Consider the following 17,571-nt stretch of genomic DNA (forward strand, 5'->3'; position numbering starts at 1 on the left):
ACCCGCCGTTGCTTTGTGGCGGGCCACTCCGGCTCTGTGGCCTACGCTTCCGCGCGGCGGCGACGGCTGAACAGCAGCGCGCCGACACCCGCGAGCACCGCGGCGAGTCCTGCCCCTATGGGGGCGAGGATGTCGACACCGGTGCTGGCCAGGCCGACAGGCGTACTTCCGCCGTCGCCCCCAGACCCGATGGGTGGCGTGGCCGCAGGGCTCTCCGGCGGGTCGGTCTCGGATCCGGTGCCGTTGTCCCCGTTGTCCCCCTCGTCCGGATCCGGCACGTTCGGTCCGGGCACGACGTAAACGGCCCACCCCTGGCTACGTGGGTCGTTGGCCTTGACATGGACGTATGCGTTCTCGTCTCGGAGCTTCCACGGCCCGTAGACGCGTGGCGTGTACGTACCCGCCGGGACGCCGGCCAGGTCAACGCGGCCTTCCGCGTTCGTCTTGCCCTTGGCCACCACCGTGTCGGTCTGTGGGTCGATCAGGGCGATTTTGGTGTTCGTGATGTTCTCGTCACCGGTGAAGTCGCCATCGCTGTCGTGGACGACAGTTCCCCAGGTGTCAGTGCTCAGCCCGGGGACTTTCGCCCATGTGTGGACGACCGGGAAGCCGTTGATGAAGTCCTTCGGTCCGAAGTCGCAGATGACATGGACAACGCCGTAGTCAATGGCATCGTCCGGCACGATTCCGGTGACCGCGAACGTCCTGGTCTCGCCGGCGTCGATCGATACGCCTCCACCGCCCCAGACGAGTTCGCCCCAGCGCGCCGTGTCGTCGAATCCCTCGAGGTGCGGCCCCTCCGCGGCGCGGTCACACGCGGCCTGGATGCCGGACAGCGGGGCCGACCCGTTGTTCGTCAGTTTCACCGTCAGTTCCGCGATGTCGCCGGGCTGGTACGTCGGCTCGGCGAACTCGATCGTCGCCTGCAGAGCGTCGGACAGCGGTCGTTGGGTGGCGTATCGCAGATCCGAGGTCGCTCCGGAACCGTCCACCGCGATCGGATGGCCGTACCGGATGACCCAGCCGTCGGGAAGGTCCTGGAAGGACAGGTCGTACGTTCCCGCCGAAATCTCGGAGAAGGTGAAACGCCCGTCCTTCCCTGTGCTGGTGTCGAGGTACGTCGAGCGGCCGGACAGCACGACCGTGACCCCGGCCAGTTGCTCACCGATCTCGAACTGGCCGTTGTCGTTGGCGTCGCCGAACACGATGCCGCTCACCGTGTCCGTCACGGACGGCGGCACGACGTTCAGGACGACTTCGGTCCTGTCGTCCGCCGGGTTGGCGTCCCCGTGACCCCAGAGGTGGATGCTGAGCACAGTTTCCCCACTGTCCCAACTGTCCACGGATCCGACTACTTCCACCGTCAGCGTCTCGCCTGCCGCGACGGTCGCCCCAGTAGCAGAATCGAAGTCACCCCAGGTCTGCCACTCGGTCGAGAAGTGAAAACCTTCCCCGCTGCTGGTGAGACCCTTGACTCCTTCGGCGTCCGCGTCGCCGTTGTTCGTGACGTTGACGGTCACCGGAATTTTCTCGCCCATGAGGTAGGTCTCGTCCGGCACGGATGCCGTGACGCTGAGATCAGGCTCTCCGGCTTCCGCCTGGGTCGGCGTGGTTGCGGCAGGCGGAGCCGATGGGGCCGTGCTGCCGGTGTCGGCGGTAGCTCCGGTGTTGAACGCGCCTGTGGTGAGCGCGAGGACGGCGATGAGCGCGCCGGTTGAGCGCGCCACCCGTCTTGGGATGGTCGAAGACAATCTGATCTCCCCGTGATCAGCCTTGCCCCGGCGAAGCGGCCCCGACCTCTCGCGCTGAACAGCCGGAGCGCGACCTCAGTGATTTAGACCTGGCGAAGCTACCCGATCAGGTGATCTGCATGGCATGTCCGTGACAAACCGTTACTTCGTCGAGTCAGGACCGCACAACTTCCCCGGGATTCGCCTCAGTCGCCGTGGCCGGTGCCGGGACCTGGACCGCGCGCCCGCGCACCCGGGTGAGGCCGACCCCTGCGAGCACCACGACCATGCCCGCGACGATCCGCAGGTTCAGCGCCTCGCTCAGGAAGATCGTGCCCATGAGCACCGAGACCACCGGGAGCAGGTAGCCCACAGTGGACGCCGCCACGGCGCCCGCAGCGGAGATCAGCCGGTAGTTCAGCGCGAACGCGATACCGGTGGAGAAGATGCCGAGTACCACCACCGCCACCAGCGGACCGGTTTCGAGATGAATCGGGTTCAGTCCGCCGACCGGTACCGCGAGCAGCATGAATCCGCTCGCGCTGATCATCTGTGCCGCCGCGAGCGCGATGGGTGAGGCTCCTGTCTCGACCAGGAACCGGCCCTCGTAGACGAAGACGAACCCGTAGCTGGCCGAGGCGGCGAGGCAGGCCAGCGCACCCCAGCTGAGCAGGCCGGTGGACTGCCACGGCGCGAAGATCAGCACGGTTCCCGCGACACCCAGCAGCAGGCCCAGCATGCGAAGGCGGTTGAGTCGCCGCTCGATCCGCCACACCAGTGCCACCGCCAGCGCCCAGAGCGGCGTGGTGGAGTTGATGATTCCGGTCACGCCCGAGTCGACCGTCTGCTCGCCGATCGCGAAGAGCAGGAACGGCAGCGCGTTGTGGAACATCGCGGCCACCGCGAGGTGTCCCCACACACGTCGCCGGGCGGGCAGGCGATGGCGATACGCGGCGCAGAGCGCCAGCAGCACGGTCGTGCCCAGCACCAGCCGGATCAGCACGAGCTGGACCGGTGAGAACGAGTCCAGTCCCACCTTGATCCAGAGAAAGCTGGACCCCCACATCAACGCCAGCGCGCCCATCGTCGCCAGCGTCTTTCCCTCACTCATCCGGCCTCCTTGTCCCAGGCCCAGCCTGACCAGGCCAAGGCGTAAGGACAAGCGAATTCTTCTGGAGTGACACTTAAGGTCAGCTGTAAGATCCGGGAATGCTCGACGTGCGCAGAATGCAGGTCCTCCGTGCCGTGGTGACCAGTGGTTCGATTACCGCCGCCGCACGCAACCTCGGCTACACGCCGTCGGCGATCAGTCAGCAGCTGGCGACACTCGAACGCGAGGCCGGGGTCACCCTGCTCGAACGCGTGGGCCGGGGCGTGCGGCCGACCCCGGCGGGCACGCTGCTCGCCGAGCAGGTGGAGTTGGTCAGCGAGCAGCTGGCGAAGGCGGAGACCGCCCTCTCCGAGCTCAAGGAGGGCCGGACGGGTCAGCTGACGATCTGGTACTTCGCCACCGCGGGAGCCGCCCTCGTCCCGCCCGCCGTCGCGGCCGTGCGCAGCGAGTTCCCCGGAATCCGGTTCAGCCTCCGGCTGTTCGAGGACGACCCGCTGTCCTCGGTCAGCTCGGGCGAGGTCGACGTGGCGATCGTTGTCTTGGCCCAGAGCGGCGCCGACGTGCGGAACGTGGAGTTCGTGCACCTGCTTGACGACCCGTACCGGGCGGTGCTGCCGAAGGGACACCGGCTGGCGCGCAAACGGGCGCTCGACCTGGCGGATCTCGCCGACGAACCGTGGATCGGCGCCGAATGGCCGCATCCGGGGCCCTGCAGGGACATCCTCCTCGATGCTTGCGGTGCTGCCGGGTTCGCGCCGGACTTCGCCGTCGAAGCGGAGGATTACCCGACCGCGCAAGGGTTCGTCGCGGCCGGCCTCGGGGTCACGCTGCTTCCCGAACTCGGGCTCGAGTCACCGCACCCCGGAGTCGTGGTGCGTCCGGTGCGCAGGCCAGCGCCCGTGCGGTCCATCCAGGCCGCGGTGTCCGGCCACGCCAGCGGCCGCCCCGCCGTCCGCGCCTTGCTCGACGTGATGCGGCCCGGTTGAGGGGACTCAGGCTCGCTGTCAGAGTCTGTCCGCAACGCGCCAACGGTCCTGTCGCCGGGGCTCCGACGCGACGGTCAGAGGAAGAGCAGTTCTACCACCAGGACGCCGAGCAGGATCGCCAGCAGGATCGCCGCCGCGGTGAGCACCCAGGCCCGGACGTTCGGGCCCGTTCGGGTCGGTGCCGGCGGCGGTGCGGACGGACGGACCTGGTGCTGCTGCGGTCGTTGCTGTGCGGGCGGCTGCTGGGGACCGGAAGAGGCGTACTGGGGCTGCCCCGGTGCGGCTGCGGCCATCGCCCGCACCGTCGGCATCGCGGGAGCCGTCGGCGGGACGAACGCCTGTTGCCTGCCCTGGGTGATGGCGCCGAGTGCGGTGACGGTGTCGGGCATGGTCGGGCGTTTCGCCGGATCGGAGCGCAGCAGTTTCAGCAGCGCTCCGGTGAGCGGGCCAGCGTGGGTCGGCGCGGCCTGGTCACCGGTGCCCTCACTACCGAAGGGCGGGGCTCCCTCGACCGCGGCGAAGAGCGTCGCGCCGAGGGAGAAGGCGTCGGAAGCCGCGGTGGCGGGTTCGCCCCTGGCCACCTCGGGCGCGCGGTAGGCCGGATCGGGCGGACTGCCGGAGATGCCGATGTCGGTGATCTTCACGCCGCCGTCGTCGGCGAGCAGGACGTTGCCGGGTTCGAGCACGCGGTGCGGTACGCCGACCGAGTGCGCGACGGCGAGCGCGGACCCGAGCTGGCCACCGAGGAAAGCCGCCTGCTCCGGCGTGAGCCGGCCGTGTTCGGCGAGGAAGTCGGCCATGTTGCGCGACGGCACGTATTCCATCACCAGCCAGACGTCGTCACCCTCGCGCAGGGCGTCGAGCACACTGATCGCGTTGGGGTGCACCACGCGGATCGCGTCGCGCCCCTCCTGCAACGCCACCGCGCGCCGCTGCTCGGCCTGCGCCGGATCGAGGTCGGGCGCGATGTAGAGCCGTTTGGCGGCCACGGTCCGGTGCAACCGGGTGTCATAGGCCAGCCACACGATCCCGGCGTGACCTCGCCCTATCGGCTGGTCCAGCCGGTAGCGCCCACCGACGTGGGTGCCCTCAGTTGCCACAGAACCCCTTACCCGCCAACACGGTCAACGACACACGCTCACCCTAGGGTCGACCGCTTGTGATTTCCGTGAACAACGGGCTCAGTCGGACGTGTTGCTGGTTCCGCCGCCAGTGGTTGGCGGTGGGTCCGATGGGGGTGTGCTGGGCTCCGGCGGTTCCGACGCCGTAGTCGAGGTCTTCGTCGTGGTGGTGGGGCCCGGCGGTTCCGGTTCCTGGTCCGAGGTCGGTGGGGGTGGCGGTGGCTCCTGGGGCTGACGCGGTTGATCGGTCTGCTGGACCGTCTCGACAGGAGCCCGGCCCGGCTCGGTCTCCACCGGCTCCGAGGATGTCGGCGATGTCAGCGTGCTCGACGGGCTCGACGTGGTCGCCGCAGGCTGGGGTTGCTGTGCGGGCTCCTGCTCGTCGCCACCGTGCGGTCCGGTCGCGATCCACACGCCGAGCGCGACAAGGCCCGCCGCGACGACACCGCCGATCGCCGCGGGAACCTTCCAGTTGCCGCGACGCTCCTGCTCGTCGGCAGGCGGCGGATAGTCGTCGTCCTCGTAATCGTCGTACTCGTCATCGGCCCGGTCGGTACCGCCGGGACCATAGCCGCCGTATCCGTCATCTCCGCCGTGTCCGTACGCGGCAGTGGCGGCGGGAACAGCCCTGGTGGCGTCGTAGCCCCCGGCGGAGTCGTCGTAGTCCTCGTCGGGGTATCCGCTGGCCGGGGCGTAGCCGTCCTCCGGCTCGGAGTCGTAGAACCCCTGCCCGCCCTCGTCGCCCAAGGTCCCGGAGTGGTTGGCGGGCAGGTTGTCGTCCCCTGCCAGGGCGGCACCCGCCGCTCCCGCGCCGAGACCGGCGGCGCCAAGGCCCACCGCGGGACCGACGCGAGTGGCGTCGGTGCCACCGATCGGCGTCTCGCCCCTGGCGACGGCCGAGAGCAGGTCCTCGCACTCCTCGGCGGTCGGCCGGTGCCGGATGTCCGGATGCAGCAGCACGGCCAGCACGCTGGCCAGCGGCCCTGACTGCCGGGGCGGGTTGATCTGGCCCGCGGCCACCGCGTGCAGCAGGCTGAGGGTGTTCTCGCTCAGCCCGAACGGGGGTTGTCCCTCACAGGCCGCGTACAAGGTGGAGCCGAGGGAGAACACGTCCGCTTCCGGCCCGGGGTCGCCGCCGATCGCCACCTCGGGTGCGAGGTAGGCGGGGGTGCCGGCGATCATGCCGGTCTTCGTCACGGTGACGTCGTCCGTGGCCCGCGAGATGCCGAAGTCGGTGATCTTCACCAGGCCGTTGGGGGCGAGCAGGATGTTGCCGGGCTTGATGTCGCGGTGCACGATGCCGACCGCGTGGGCCTCCTTCAGCGCCGCGGCCACCTGGGCGCCGATACGGGCGACCTCCAGCGGCGGCAGTGTCCTGCGGTCCTGCAGGGTAGCGGCCAGACTGGTGGAGGCGAGATACTCCATGATCAGGCAGGGTTGCCCGTTCTCGTCGGTCACGACGTCGAACACCGTGATGGCGTTCGGGTGGTGCAACCTGGCCGCGATGCGACCCTCACGCATCGTGCGCTGCCGCGCGTCCTCGGCCTCGTTCTCCTCGAGCCCCGGTTGCAGCAGGAGCTGCTTGATCGCGACCGTCCGGTGCAGCACCTCGTCCTGTGCCTGCCAGACGGCCCCCATGGCTCCGGTGCCGATCCGCTGGATGACGCGGTACCGGCCGGCGACCAGGCGACCCTCGTCGCTCACGCGACCCTCCTTCGGGGCTCCGTCGTCAATGGCACCGCCGTCCGGTGCAGCGGCGACGCGTCAACGGCGCGCCGTGTCCCAGGAGCGTAGGCACATCTCGGTAGGTGGTGTGCCGGTTTCGCAGAGACCGGCCCGCGTCAAGGCTAGGCGCTCACTCTGCGCACACACACGCGGCACTGACAGGCGTTCCGAAAACCGAGCTCAGCTGCGCCAGTCTCCCGCCGTCACCCGTACGGTGGCGCTCCGCGCCACTCTGTCAGGTGTTGCGCGCCGAAAGAAGTGTGGCGTTCGCGATCATCGCCACCGGCCCCTCGGCCAGCTGGAGCAGCTGCGTGACCCGCAGGTTGCGTCCGTCCGGCTGGGTCATCAGGACCACGGCGCGCACCTGTCCGTCGCCCAGGTCCCTGACGTCCTCGACCTCGATCGACTTCATCGAGGACCAGACCCGGACGAGTTCGCCGGTCTGGTCGCCGACGAGAATCGGGTCGAGCAGCGAGAGCGCGTCCGCGGGCCGGTCGGCGACCAGTTGGTAGAACTCGCGCACGGTGGCCACCGGATCGACGGACTCGGCCGCGAGTTCGTTGTCCGCCGTCGCGGGCTCCCCGCTGGTGGACGAGGTCGTGCCGGTTGTTGCCTGCCTGCTGTCCGGTGCGGGTCCCCCGATTGCCGCGTTCTCCTGCTTCGGCGCGCGCTGCTCCCGCTCACGGGCGGTGGTATCGGTGCGCTGCTGACTGGCGACGGTGGCTGGATCCGTGGTGGTCGAGCGCTCGGCATCGGGAAGGACGAATCCGCCGAGGGCGGCCGCTCCGGTGATCTCCAGCTTCGCGTCCCCCTGTGGGAGGCCGGCATCCTGCTGCTCGGTGAGCAGTGCCGCCGCGACGATCGATCCGAACAGGAGAGTGGCGGCGATGACCAGGGCGATCAGCTTCGAGCGCCGGGCCAACGGGCTCTCCGGCTCAGGCGGGTCGACGGGTTCCGTACGGCGGCGCACCCCCGGCGGCGGCAGGTACCGGCTCGGCTCATGGAAGACAGCGTCGAGGTACTCACGGTCGACCAAGTCGTCCTCGAGTAGGCCGGGGTGCAGTACGTCCTCGGCGTGACTCGCGCGGCTGGCATGAGCGAGCCGTTCTGAGCGCTTCCCGTCGTGCACGGATGATCCCGTTCTCCCGGTCGCCGGCGCGGGCCTGTGGGCCATCACCGGAGCAATCCTGGTGTGCGTTGCTGGTGTGCGGTGCGGATCAAGGGCTGATCGTGGTGCGACTGATCGTGGTGCGACTGGTCGGGGTACCGGCCCTGCCGTCTTCCGTCATTCGCTATGTCGTCCTGCGCGGTGTCGCTGTTTCGCCATGTCCTGAGAACTAACCGACTCGGTGTCACGGGGTGCCGGTTCCTGCGCTCTAGGTAACCCTCTGCGACGTGACACTGCCAGACCTCATCGGCGGAATGGCACCGGAATACGACGAGCGGCATTCTATGTCACTCGACTAGCGCAATTTTTGACCACTCACCGCACCGCACGTGCAGCGGAAACGCGCATCCGCACGTGCATTAGCGGGTGAACGATGCCGACGAGCGCTACTCAGACGACTACTTTCCGTCGTTTTCGATCTTTGTGTCCTCACCGAAGTGCAAGACCCGTTGTTCGGTCTTCTTACTGCCGTCCGGGAAGGTCACTTCGACAGTGTTGACGGTTTCACCACGGTTGGGATCGATGTATATCTTCTTGACCTCGTAGTAGGCCACATCCTGATACTTCCGCTCGAGGCCGTTGGGGCCCTGCTGCTCCAGTTCCCCCGTGGTCACCGAGTGTGCCGCGGACGGGTCCTCCGTGACCGTGTTGAGGAAGTACTCGGAGCGGTCCGCCATCAGTTCCGGATCCGCGGTCATCAACTGCCGGGGCGGGGCCTTGACGCGGTGTGCCTTGGCGACCGGCGGCTTGGCGGGTTCGCGGGACGTGCTCGGCGTTGTGGGGGCAACGCTGACCTCCACCGGGGTGGTCGCACGTGGCGCGCCCGGAGCGCGCGGCGCGACCGCGGCGGGGGCGGAGGCGCTCTCCGTGGGCCGTTCGCTGAGCGCACCTTGATGCAGACTGCTGACGCCGGACGAGGAGGAGGCGCTCGCTTCCGGTGTGGAGCCGGGGGTGCTCGTCGAATCGGCGAACTGCTCACCCTCGAGCGTCGGCTGGCCGCCGCGCTCGGTCCAGCCGTTGATCGCTTGCGTCCCGGTCTCCGAGGGCTGACTGACCAGGATGGATCCGGCATACAGCAGGGCCACCACGACGCAACCCGATGAGGCGGTGGCGAACCAGGCGGCCTTTCGCCAGGTCTTGGGCGGCGTGACCGAGGCGGGAACCGAACCGAGGTCGAACGTGCCGAGACCGTCCGGAGCGGGAGCGGGGTCCACCTCGTAGACGAGGATGTCCTCCCCTGAGTCCGCGCGGGATCGGGGTTCCGGGGGGGCGGTCAGTGTCACCGTCTTCCGGCGGATCGTCGGTTCCTCGGTGGCCTTCGGCTCGGTCGGCTCCGACATCGCTGCCGCCGCCGACATCCCTGCCGCCGCCGACATCCCTGCCGCCGCCGACATCGCTGCCGCCGGAGTCGCCAGAGCAGGCACCCCGATCGGCAGTTCCCCATGGGTGCTGAGAAAACCCGAGCGGTGCCCGGCGCCGTGCTCCGGCGCGGGGGCACTCGGCCCGCTGTGTCCGGAGAGGGGCAGCGACCCGCTGATCGATGCGTCGAGGGGGACCATCGCCTCGCCCGGTGAATGCGCTTCTTCGTGCCGACCGTGCCCGGCCTGTGCGGGAACGGTCGGAGTCCAGGTGCCCGCCGCGCCCTGGCGGTGGCGTCCCTGCCGTGGTTGACGTTCCGGAAAGCCATGCCCGCTGTACCGGGCGTGCTGCTGCACTCGTTGCCGTCGGTGGGAATGGTGCTCGGTGGAATCGGGTCCGCCGTTCATGCTGGTAGGACCCCTCCCTTCCGGTCACCTGATGGCGATTCCGACCGGATTAAGCCGATCGGAGCAGTGGCAGACTGAGCATCTGCACGCTGCAACTGCACATGCACGGCCGCGTGCCGAACACGTGACTCCCACCCGGCGCCGGTTGCCGACGTTGGGCAGGAACGTCCGCGACGGTTCGCGCCTACCAGAATAAGAGTCTCGCGGCGGCTTCGCGTGCCAGGTGGGCGAGTTTCTCGAGGTTCACTCCACCGGGCGCAGCCAACCGAGCTACAGGCGACTGGGAGTGTGTTAATGGTACGCCGTTTCGCGCTTTCTTTCCCAGGGTGACCTGGGGTTATCCGCCGCTGCGGTAGCGCGCCTGAGTGGACTGCAGTGCCTTCGTGGCCACCGCTCCGCTACCCAGCGCGAGAATGATCGCGACGATGTCCAGCCCAGGGCCTCCGTTGGTCAGCAGCCAGGCGAGCAGCGAGGCCGCAGCCGCGCCGCCCGCGACCGGCCAGCGACCACGGACGTACTGTGCGATCGGCGCCCCGCCTGCCCGCTTGCTCGCGGCGTTGTTCAGCATCGCCAGATAGCCGGCGTGGCCGAGTGCGGCGAGGACACTGGCGATGGCGATGACGACGGCGATCACGTTGACGAGCGTTTCCATGCCCCCAGTGTGCCGTGATTCTCCGCCGAGCGACTCGGGGGATCACCCTGAGATCTGTGGGAGTGCCGATTACCTGCCGAGCCTGCCCCTGCCGAGGTTGAGCAGGGCCATCGCGAGCTGCCTGCCTTCGGGGCCGAGATCGCGGTAGCGGGCCAGCACGTCCATTTCCCGGTTGTAGACGATCCTGGTGCCTCCTGCGGCCATCCGTGCCTCACCGATGGTCCTGGAGACCTCGACTCGGCGCTTCACCAGGCGGAGGATCTCGTTGTCCAGCCAGTCGATCTCCTCGCGCAGGGCATTGATGTCCTGCGCGCCGGGCCGGGGGGACTGTGTCGTCTGTGTCGTCGGCGTCGTCTCAGCAGTTTCGGAAGTCCCGGCAGTCTCGGACGAGTTTGCGTCGTGGGTCTGGGGGTTCATCTGTCCTCCGGTCGATCCGGAATCCTTGCGTGGTCCCGAGCCGACAAAAGCCCCGGGTCCGAGGACTCCGGGGCTTGGGTGTGATGGCGGTTGGCGCACTACGCGATCACGGGAGCCGGAGTCCGGGTCCCGTAAAAAAATCGGCAGGCCGCGAGGTCCAGGGATACCTGGACGCCCAGCCGGTCAGTGTGGCGCACACGCCAAGTATGCCACAGCGGCCCCACACCGGGACCGCTGCCGCGACCCCTCCGCCACCGTCGGTGGCCACGGGTAGCGTAAGTCCCGATGAGCACCCTCTTCGATCTGCCTTCGGAACACCACACCCAGCGGGCGCCACAGGACAGTCGGCACGCCGGTCTGCTCGGTGACCTCAATCCCGCCCAGCGTGCGGCCGTGGAGCACGCGGGCAGTCCGTTGCTGGTCGTCGCGGGCGCGGGGTCCGGCAAGACCAGGGTGCTCACCCGCAGGATCGCCTACCTGCTGGCCGAGCGGGGCGTGCACCCCGGTCAGATCATGGCGATCACCTTCACCAACAAGGCCGCGGCGGAGATGCGCGATCGGGTCACCGAGCTGGTCGGGCGCAGGGCCAATGCCATGTGGGTGTCGACGTTCCACTCGATGTGCGTACGCCTTCTGCGACGCGAGGCGAAGACGCTGGGGATGTCGTCGAACTTCTCGATCTACGACTCCGACGACTCCAAACGGCTGATCACCCTGGTCGCACGGGATCTGGACCTGGACGCGAAGCGGTACCCGGCGCGCACCCTCGGCGTGCACATCTCGAACCTGAAGAACGAGCTGGTCGACCCCGACGCCGCCGCCTCGGCCGCCGCGAACGACCTGGAGCGCAAGGTCGCCGAGGTCTACGCCGAGTACCAGCGCAGGCTCACCGCAGCCAACGCCATGGACTTCGACGACCTGATCATGCGCACCGTGGAGGTCCTGCAGGTCTTCCCGGACGTCGCGGAGCACTACCGCAGGCGCTTCGCGCACGTGCTGGTCGACGAGTACCAGGACACCAACCACGCGCAGTACACGCTGGTGCGAGAACTGGTGGGCACCAAGCCGACGGAGTCCGGAGTGCAGCCGGCGGAACTCTGCGTGGTCGGGGACGCGGACCAGTCCATCTACGCCTTCCGCGGTGCGACCATCCGCAACATCGAGGAGTTCGAGCGCGACTTCCCGAACGCGCGCACGATCCTGCTGGAACAGAACTACCGGTCCACCCAGACGATCCTTTCCGCTGCCAACGCCGTGATCTCGCGCAACCCGAACCGGCGGGACAAGCGGCTGTGGACCGATTCGGGAGACGGCGCCAAGATCGTCGGATACGTGGCCGACAACGAACATGACGAAGCCGCGTTCGTCGCGGGCGAGATCGACTCGCTGATGGACAGCGCCGTCGGCGCGGGCACCGGTGGCGGCTCGTCGTTCAAGTACTCCGACGTCGCGGTCTTCTACCGCACCAACAACCAGTCCCGCGTGTTCGAGGAGATCTTCATCCGTCTCGGTCTGCCGTACCGGGTGGTCGGTGGAGTGCGCTTCTACGAGCGGCGCGAGGTGCGTGATTCGCTGGCATATCTGCGTGTGCTGGCCAATCCCGAGGACACGGTCAGTCTGCGCCGGATCCTCAACGTGCCCAAGCGCGGTATCGGTGATCGTGCGGAGGCCGTCGTGGCCGCGCACGCCGAGCGGGAGCGCATCTCGTTCGCGGCTGCTCTGCGGCTGGCGGTGGCGGGTGAGGTGCCACTGCTGAACCCCCGCTCGCAGAAGTGCATCGCCGGGTTCATCGAGTTGCTCGACGGTCTCGCCGAACTGGTGGACTCCGGCGCGGAGGTCGCCGATGTGCTCGAGGCGATCCTGGAGCGCACCGGGTACCGCTCCACGCTGGAGGAGTCCGATGACCCGCAGGACGCTTCCCGGCTGGAGAACCTGACCGAACTCGTCACCGTGGCACGGGAGTTCACCGAGTTCGCGGAGTCGGTGCAGGCGGCCCGGCTGGCAGCCGAGAACGGGCCGGCGGAGCCAGAGCGGGCAGCGGAGGCGGGGGGCGCAGAGCTTCCAGAAGACGCTGACACCGCCACACCGGCTGCCGACGACGCTGATCTCGGTGTGCCGGAACCGGGCTCGTTGCCCGCCTTCCTGGAGCGGGTCTCACTGGTCGCGGACGCGGATTCCATCCCGACGCCGGACGGTGCCGACGAGGACGAATCCGACGACGTCGGCGTCGTGACGCTGATGACCGTGCACACCGCCAAGGGGCTCGAGTACCCCGTCGTGTTCGGCACCGGCTGGGAGGACGGGATCTTCCCGCACATGCGTGCGCTCGGTGAGCCGAAGGAGCTGGCCGAGGAGCGACGGCTGGCCTACGTGGCGATCACGCGGGCACGTGAGCGGCTGTACCTGTCCCGCGCGCTGCTGCGCACCGCGTGGGGCCAGCCGATGACCAATCCCGCATCGCGTTTCCTGGACGAGATTCCGGCGGATCTCGTCGACTGGCGCCGGACCGAACCGGAAGCCGGAGGATACGGGTCGTCCGGCTCGCCACGCGCGGCGACCACCTGGGGCTCCCGTCGAGGATTCGGCGGTGACTCCGCGCAGGCGGGTCTTTCCTCGGGAGGCATGCGGAGCACGTCCTTCAAGGGCTGGAAGGACACCGTCGCCATCAAGGTCGACGTGGGTGACCGGGTCAGTCACGACAAGTACGGCCTCGGCACCGTCGTGGCCACCGACGGCACAGGTCCACGAGCCACCGCGACCATCGACTTCGGCGCCGCTGGAACGGTCCGGCTGATGCTCATCGGCAGCGTCCCGATGGTCAAACTCTGACAGGCAGCTGAGAGCCCGGGAGAACCGGACGGCGCCGGGGAGTCAGCGCCCCGGCGACTCGATCGCGGTTCTCCGCGCACTGACCCCGACACTGTCGTACCCCCGCGCTACCTTCTGCTCGAACACCAGTTCGGGTCGGAAGGATGCGAGCCCGCCGGACCTCCGGCGGGAGAAGTGGGGGATCGCAGTGTGGACGATCGCGTGTTTGGCCCCGTCGCCCGCGGGGTATGGATCTATCTGGACGAGGTCGCGGCACGAGCGAACGGGGAACGGGGACCGCTCGCGCCGGAGGTTCGCCTGCTGGTGGCGGCTTGGCGGACGCTCCTGGGCCTGCACGAGTGCCGTCCGTGCGCTCACTGTGCCGCCTGTGGCCGCCACAGGTGGCCGTGGGGGCCGAGATGGTGGTCGCATCGCTCAGGGGCCCGAGCGGTCGGCAGCGGCGAACTGTGCTCCGCCTGGCAGGTGGCAATCGCCTATTTCATCCGCAGGCTGCCACCGGGCACATGACCCATGGCGCGGTCCGGCGGGGCAACGCCGACCGGGTCGCGCTGGTCGAACCTGGAACGGATCAGATGTTCACGCCGCGCGCACGCAGCCACGGGGCGGGGTCGACTTTCTGGCCGCCCGCGGTCCACACCTCGAAGTGCAGGTGCGGTCCGGTGGACTGGCCGCGGTTGCCGACCTCGGCGATCTGCTCACCGGCCTTGACGCGCTCACCCACGCTGACGGAGTAACTGTTCATGTGGCCGTACACGTGGACCGTGCCGTCGTCGAGCTGGATTCGCACCCAGAGGCCGAACCCGCTGGCCGGGCCGGCTTCGATCACGACACCGTCGGCGGCGGCGACGATCGGCGCACCGATGTTGCCGCGGAAGTCGAGGCCGTAGTGCGTGGTTCCCCAGCGGCCACCGAAACCGGAGGTCAGTGCGCCTGCCGTGGGGCGAACGGTCTTCGGGCGAGCGGCCTCCTCGGCGGCCTTCCTGGCGGCCTCGGCCTCGCGCTCGATCCGTGCCTGGGTGACCTGCCTGCTCTCGGTCAGCTTCTGGACCTCGGCGGAGGCGTCGCTGGTGCGAGCCACCGGGAGCAGTTCCGGTGCGGCGGCCGGTGCGCCCATGGGGGCGGCGTCGCCGCCTACTCCGATCGCCGCAGTGGCGTCATGCGAGCTGGCCAGCGGCGTCACCTTGCTGTCCGAGTCCGTGGAACTGACAGCCTGGAGGGTCTGACCTGCGGCAGCAGCAGCAAAAGCACCGGCGGCTACGGCCGCTACAACCACGCGGCCGCGCAGGGCCGACGAAGGTGCGGGAAGCCGGTGTGTTCCCCGGACGCGGACGACTGCACCGTCCAGTGCGTCGTCGAGTGCCGGGGAAGGAGCCTGACCGCCGGGGGAGCGGTGTCGAGCCAAGACAGGGGCCTTCCGTACTCGGGGAGCCAGATCCTGGACGCCGGGCGGGGGATCCCGGTGAGCGGTTTCGGGGGAACCGCTCGGTGGTCTTCGCAGACCTGTCCGTTTCGTGATCTGACCGTAATGGGGACCGCGGAACAGTAACGAAGGGGAACCGGTTGCAGCAAGAACCGGTTGGCGAGTCGGCCGAATGAGCAACTCGACAGGGTGATGAGGTGGACCGATCACTCAAGGTGGGAGGCGGATTGCTCCGATCGGTGTGACTTGCATTACAAATGGCCAACCGCGTGGTCGGGCCGTTCGTCTGGGCGTGTTCACCTGGCGTTTTCCGTACGGTGCGTGACTGCCGAGTGACACTCGGGTGTCACTCGTGTGTGTTGCCGACCCTGAGCGGCGCGTCGGTTCCGAGTTCCGCGGCAGTACGACACAGCCCTGTGGCGTACTTGACGGTGCGCTGGCCTGGTATTGCCGCTGCTAGCGTCAACAGCGATGACTTCGCGCTCCAGCACGCTGTTGACCGGTGAACGATCCGTCCGGCCGTTTCGTGCTGCGCTCGGCGTCGCGGTGCTCGCTGCCGTGCTGCTCGCGGCCGCCGGATTCGTCCAGGTGGTCACCGGTGCGGAACCGGCGTTCGGCAGCGCGCCGTTGCTGGTGGTCCTCGCGGTCGTGCCGGTCGCCGTCGCCGTGGGCTTCGGCGCGCTCGGTCGCCCGGTCGTGGCCGCCGGGGTGCTCGCCGGTCTTGCCGCCCTCGTGCCCGGTCGGATTCTGCTGGATGCGCAGCTCGCGATCGACCCCGCGGAGGCTGCGCGTCCTGAGTTGTACCTGCCGGAGAGCCTGGGGTCTCCGGCACCCGCGCTCGGGCTGTGGCTGCTGATCGGCGGCCAGCTCGGCATCGGTGTCGCGGGGGTGCTCGCGGCCCGCACGGCGGGTCGGCGCGCCGAGAGTGTCCAACTCGCCGAGCCGGGTACCGGACGCACGTCCTGGATGCCCTCGGTGCTCGCGATGACCGTGCTCGCCGTCGTGGGCCTGCTCATGGCGCCGTTCGCCTCGGACAATGCCTACCTGCTGGGACGCGGTGCGTTCGAGGGGCCGCTGCTCGCGCTCGCCGGGTTACTGCTGATCGCCGGTGCGTTGCCGGTGGTGGCCGGGCTCGCCGGCAGCTCGGGCTCGCCCGAACTGGCCCGCGGCTGCGTGGCCGGCCTGGCCCTCGGAGCGGCCGCACTCGCGCTGCCGAACCTGGTCGCCGCCGTGACCGTGCCCTGGATCCACGTCACGACCGGACCGGTTCTGGTGCTCGTCGCCTCGGCGGGGCTGATGCTGCGCGGCCTGACGATCCCGCTGGACGAACCAGCCGGGCCGCGGGAACCGGACGCCACCGAGGGGAGCGCCGGCACCGAGGCAGCTCTGCCCGGTGGCAGGCGGCTCCACTGGGCCACCGGTGCGCTCGCCGTACTGACCGGGGCGGCGTCGGTGGCGGGTGCGCTCACCGCGCAACTGGTGGCGAGGGGTGGCGCGCCTGCCCCGGACAGTGCGGCCAGCCCCTGGCTGCTCGTGGCGGGACTGCTGGTGGCCGTGCCGGGTGTGGCGATGTTCGTTCCCGGGCTGGCGGCCGTGGTGCGGCCCGCGCTGTCGGTGACCTGGGCCGGGGTGTTGCTGAGCGGCGCCGCAGTACTGGACGTCGCGGTCGCCGCCACGGATCTGGGAGCCACCTACACGACGGGGCAGGGGGTGGTCTGGACCGTCACGGCGATGATCGGGGCCACCGTGACGGCCTGTTGCTCGGCCGTTGCCGGAATGGTCGAACGGGAGGACAGCGAGGAAGCCGGAGGGCTGTCCGGCGGTCAGGTGCCGCAGCTCGCCCCGACCGTGATCACGCCGCTGGTAGCCACGGTCATTCTCGCCGTCGCCGCCTTCGGGACACCGGCGATCACCGCCCCGGACTACGTGTCCGCCGGGTTGTGGTCGGAGTTCGGCACACCGTCCTGGGGACTGCTCGCCGCGGTGCTGACGGTGCTCGGCGCGGCCGCGCTGGTCCCGCGCAGTCGTCCGGCACGAGCGGCCGCCGTGCTGGTCGGCGTGGCATGCCTGCTGATCCTGCGGGCGGCGCAACTGCCGCTGACGGCGTCGGACATCGAAGGAGCCACGGCCGGGACCGGAATGTGGCTCGGTGTGGCCGGCGCACTGGCCGCGCTGCTGACCGCCGGGCTCGCCGTGCTGGGCGGGCGTGAGTCCCGGTGACACGTTCACCGGCGGCCACCCGTCTCGTGCTCGCCGAACTCGGAGCGGACGCGGAAGCCGATCCCTCGGCGGGCCTGGTCGTGTTCGCCCGCGCGTTGCGGGACGCGGGAGCGGAGGTCGTCCATGGCGGCGCGATGACCTCCGTGGGCGCGCTCGTTCGCGTCGTCGAGCAGGAGGACCCAGCCGCGCTGGTGCTCGGCCTCGCCCAGGCAGGAACCGAGGACCCGGATCCCGCCGCACTGGTGGCCGAACTGGTCGCCGCGTTGCCGGGGCTGGCCGTGTACGGGCTCGACGCGCGGGCGCGGCGGGCCGGTCTGCCCGAGCCTCCCGCCGATCTCGGCCGCGCCGGTGACTCGACGCAGACGTAGTCCACATCACGAATGGGTGGCCGTGTGGGGGCTCACACCCCCCTTCCCTGGTCGGATG

The 17,571-nt window shown here is 69.4% G+C and carries 13 protein-coding genes; 4 read left to right on the forward strand and 9 right to left on the reverse strand.

Features of this window, described 5'->3' with window-relative positions; genetic code table 11:
* Positions 1 to 41: 41 nt before the first annotated feature.
* Positions 42 to 1,727 carry an SdrD B-like domain-containing protein gene (locus BM199_RS15130; protein WP_091673849.1) on the reverse strand — a complete coding sequence of 562 codons (1,686 nt, stop codon included), beginning with the start codon at positions 1,725 to 1,727 and terminating at the stop codon, positions 42 to 44.
* Positions 1,728 to 1,905: 178 nt separating this feature from the next.
* A complete protein-coding gene (locus tag BM199_RS15135; protein ID WP_091673850.1) occupies positions 1,906 to 2,841 on the reverse strand; it encodes a DMT family transporter in 936 nt (311 codons plus the stop codon).
* A 98-nt stretch (positions 2,842 to 2,939) separates the two neighbouring features.
* Here BM199_RS15135 and BM199_RS15140 point away from each other — a divergent pair, with 98 nt between their 5' ends.
* Positions 2,940 to 3,827 (forward strand): LysR family transcriptional regulator, encoded by an 888-nt coding sequence (locus BM199_RS15140; RefSeq protein ID WP_091673851.1) that lies wholly within the window; start codon positions 2,940 to 2,942, stop codon positions 3,825 to 3,827.
* Between the two features lie 74 nt (positions 3,828 to 3,901).
* Here BM199_RS15140 and BM199_RS15145 read toward each other — a convergent pair whose 3' ends face one another.
* The 6 genes from BM199_RS15145 to BM199_RS15175 all read right to left on the reverse strand — a co-directional run bounded on the left by BM199_RS15145 (position 3,902) and on the right by BM199_RS15175 (position 10,676).
* A complete protein-coding gene (locus tag BM199_RS15145) occupies positions 3,902 to 4,927 on the reverse strand; it encodes a serine/threonine-protein kinase (protein ID WP_091673852.1) in 1,026 nt (341 codons plus the stop codon).
* Between the two features lie 81 nt (positions 4,928 to 5,008).
* Positions 5,009 to 6,652 (reverse strand): serine/threonine-protein kinase, encoded by a 1,644-nt coding sequence (locus tag BM199_RS15150; protein WP_091673853.1) that lies wholly within the window; start codon positions 6,650 to 6,652, stop codon positions 5,009 to 5,011.
* Positions 6,653 to 6,908: 256 nt separating this feature from the next.
* The gene (locus BM199_RS15155; RefSeq protein ID WP_091673854.1) at positions 6,909 to 7,802 is read right to left on the reverse strand and encodes a hypothetical protein; all 894 of its coding nucleotides are present in this window, start codon (positions 7,800 to 7,802) and stop codon (positions 6,909 to 6,911) included.
* Positions 7,803 to 8,239: 437 nt separating this feature from the next.
* On the reverse strand, positions 8,240 to 9,607 hold the full coding sequence (locus tag BM199_RS33885) for a hypothetical protein (RefSeq protein WP_177242627.1): 1,368 nt from the start codon (positions 9,605 to 9,607) through the stop codon (positions 8,240 to 8,242).
* A gap of 337 nt (positions 9,608 to 9,944) precedes the next feature.
* The gene (locus BM199_RS15170; RefSeq protein WP_091673857.1) at positions 9,945 to 10,259 is read right to left on the reverse strand and encodes a hypothetical protein; all 315 of its coding nucleotides are present in this window, start codon (positions 10,257 to 10,259) and stop codon (positions 9,945 to 9,947) included.
* A gap of 69 nt (positions 10,260 to 10,328) precedes the next feature.
* On the reverse strand, positions 10,329 to 10,676 hold the full coding sequence (locus BM199_RS15175; RefSeq protein WP_091673858.1) for a chorismate mutase: 348 nt from the start codon (positions 10,674 to 10,676) through the stop codon (positions 10,329 to 10,331).
* A gap of 285 nt (positions 10,677 to 10,961) precedes the next feature.
* Between BM199_RS15175 and BM199_RS15180 the strand changes: the two genes are divergently transcribed.
* Positions 10,962 to 13,505 (forward strand): UvrD-helicase domain-containing protein, encoded by a 2,544-nt coding sequence (locus BM199_RS15180; RefSeq protein WP_091673859.1) that lies wholly within the window; start codon positions 10,962 to 10,964, stop codon positions 13,503 to 13,505.
* Between the two features lie 568 nt (positions 13,506 to 14,073).
* On the opposite strand, the gene BM199_RS15190 is transcribed toward BM199_RS15180, so the two are convergent.
* Positions 14,074 to 14,907 carry a M23 family metallopeptidase gene (locus BM199_RS15190; protein ID WP_091673861.1) on the reverse strand — a complete coding sequence of 278 codons (834 nt, stop codon included), beginning with the start codon at positions 14,905 to 14,907 and terminating at the stop codon, positions 14,074 to 14,076.
* 489 nt (positions 14,908 to 15,396) lie between these two features.
* Between BM199_RS15190 and BM199_RS15195 the strand changes: the two genes are divergently transcribed.
* Both BM199_RS15195 and BM199_RS15200 read left to right on the forward strand, forming a co-directional pair.
* Positions 15,397 to 17,145 (forward strand): hypothetical protein, encoded by a 1,749-nt coding sequence (locus tag BM199_RS15195; protein ID WP_091673862.1) that lies wholly within the window; start codon positions 15,397 to 15,399, stop codon positions 17,143 to 17,145.
* Positions 17,142 to 17,513, forward strand: a complete 372-nt coding sequence (locus BM199_RS15200) for a hypothetical protein (RefSeq protein ID WP_091673863.1) — start codon at positions 17,142 to 17,144, stop codon at positions 17,511 to 17,513. The genes BM199_RS15195 and BM199_RS15200 overlap by 4 nt, the downstream gene beginning before the upstream one ends.
* Positions 17,514 to 17,571: the final 58 nt, after the last annotated feature.

This window comes from Amycolatopsis marina (assembly GCF_900111885.1).
GTDB lineage: Bacteria > Actinomycetota > Actinomycetes > Mycobacteriales > Pseudonocardiaceae > Amycolatopsis > Amycolatopsis marina.

Bases quoted from the DNA above. Each gene is read 5' to 3' on its own strand.
- BM199_RS15135 (WP_091673850.1), bottom strand. From the start codon at position 2,841: ATGAGTGAGGGAAAGACGCTGGCGACGATGGGCGCGCTGGCGTTGATG.
- BM199_RS15140 (WP_091673851.1), top strand. From the start codon at position 2,940: ATGCTCGACGTGCGCAGAATGCAGGTCCTCCGTGCCGTGGTGACCAGT.
- BM199_RS33885 (WP_177242627.1), bottom strand. From the start codon at position 9,607: ATGAACGGCGGACCCGATTCCACCGAGCACCATTCCCACCGACGGCAA.
- BM199_RS15170 (WP_091673857.1), bottom strand. From the start codon at position 10,259: ATGGAAACGCTCGTCAACGTGATCGCCGTCGTCATCGCCATCGCCAGT.
- BM199_RS15175 (WP_091673858.1), bottom strand. From the start codon at position 10,676: ATGAACCCCCAGACCCACGACGCAAACTCGTCCGAGACTGCCGGGACT.
- BM199_RS15180 (WP_091673859.1), top strand. From the start codon at position 10,962: ATGAGCACCCTCTTCGATCTGCCTTCGGAACACCACACCCAGCGGGCG.
- BM199_RS15195 (WP_091673862.1), top strand. From the start codon at position 15,397: ATGACTTCGCGCTCCAGCACGCTGTTGACCGGTGAACGATCCGTCCGG.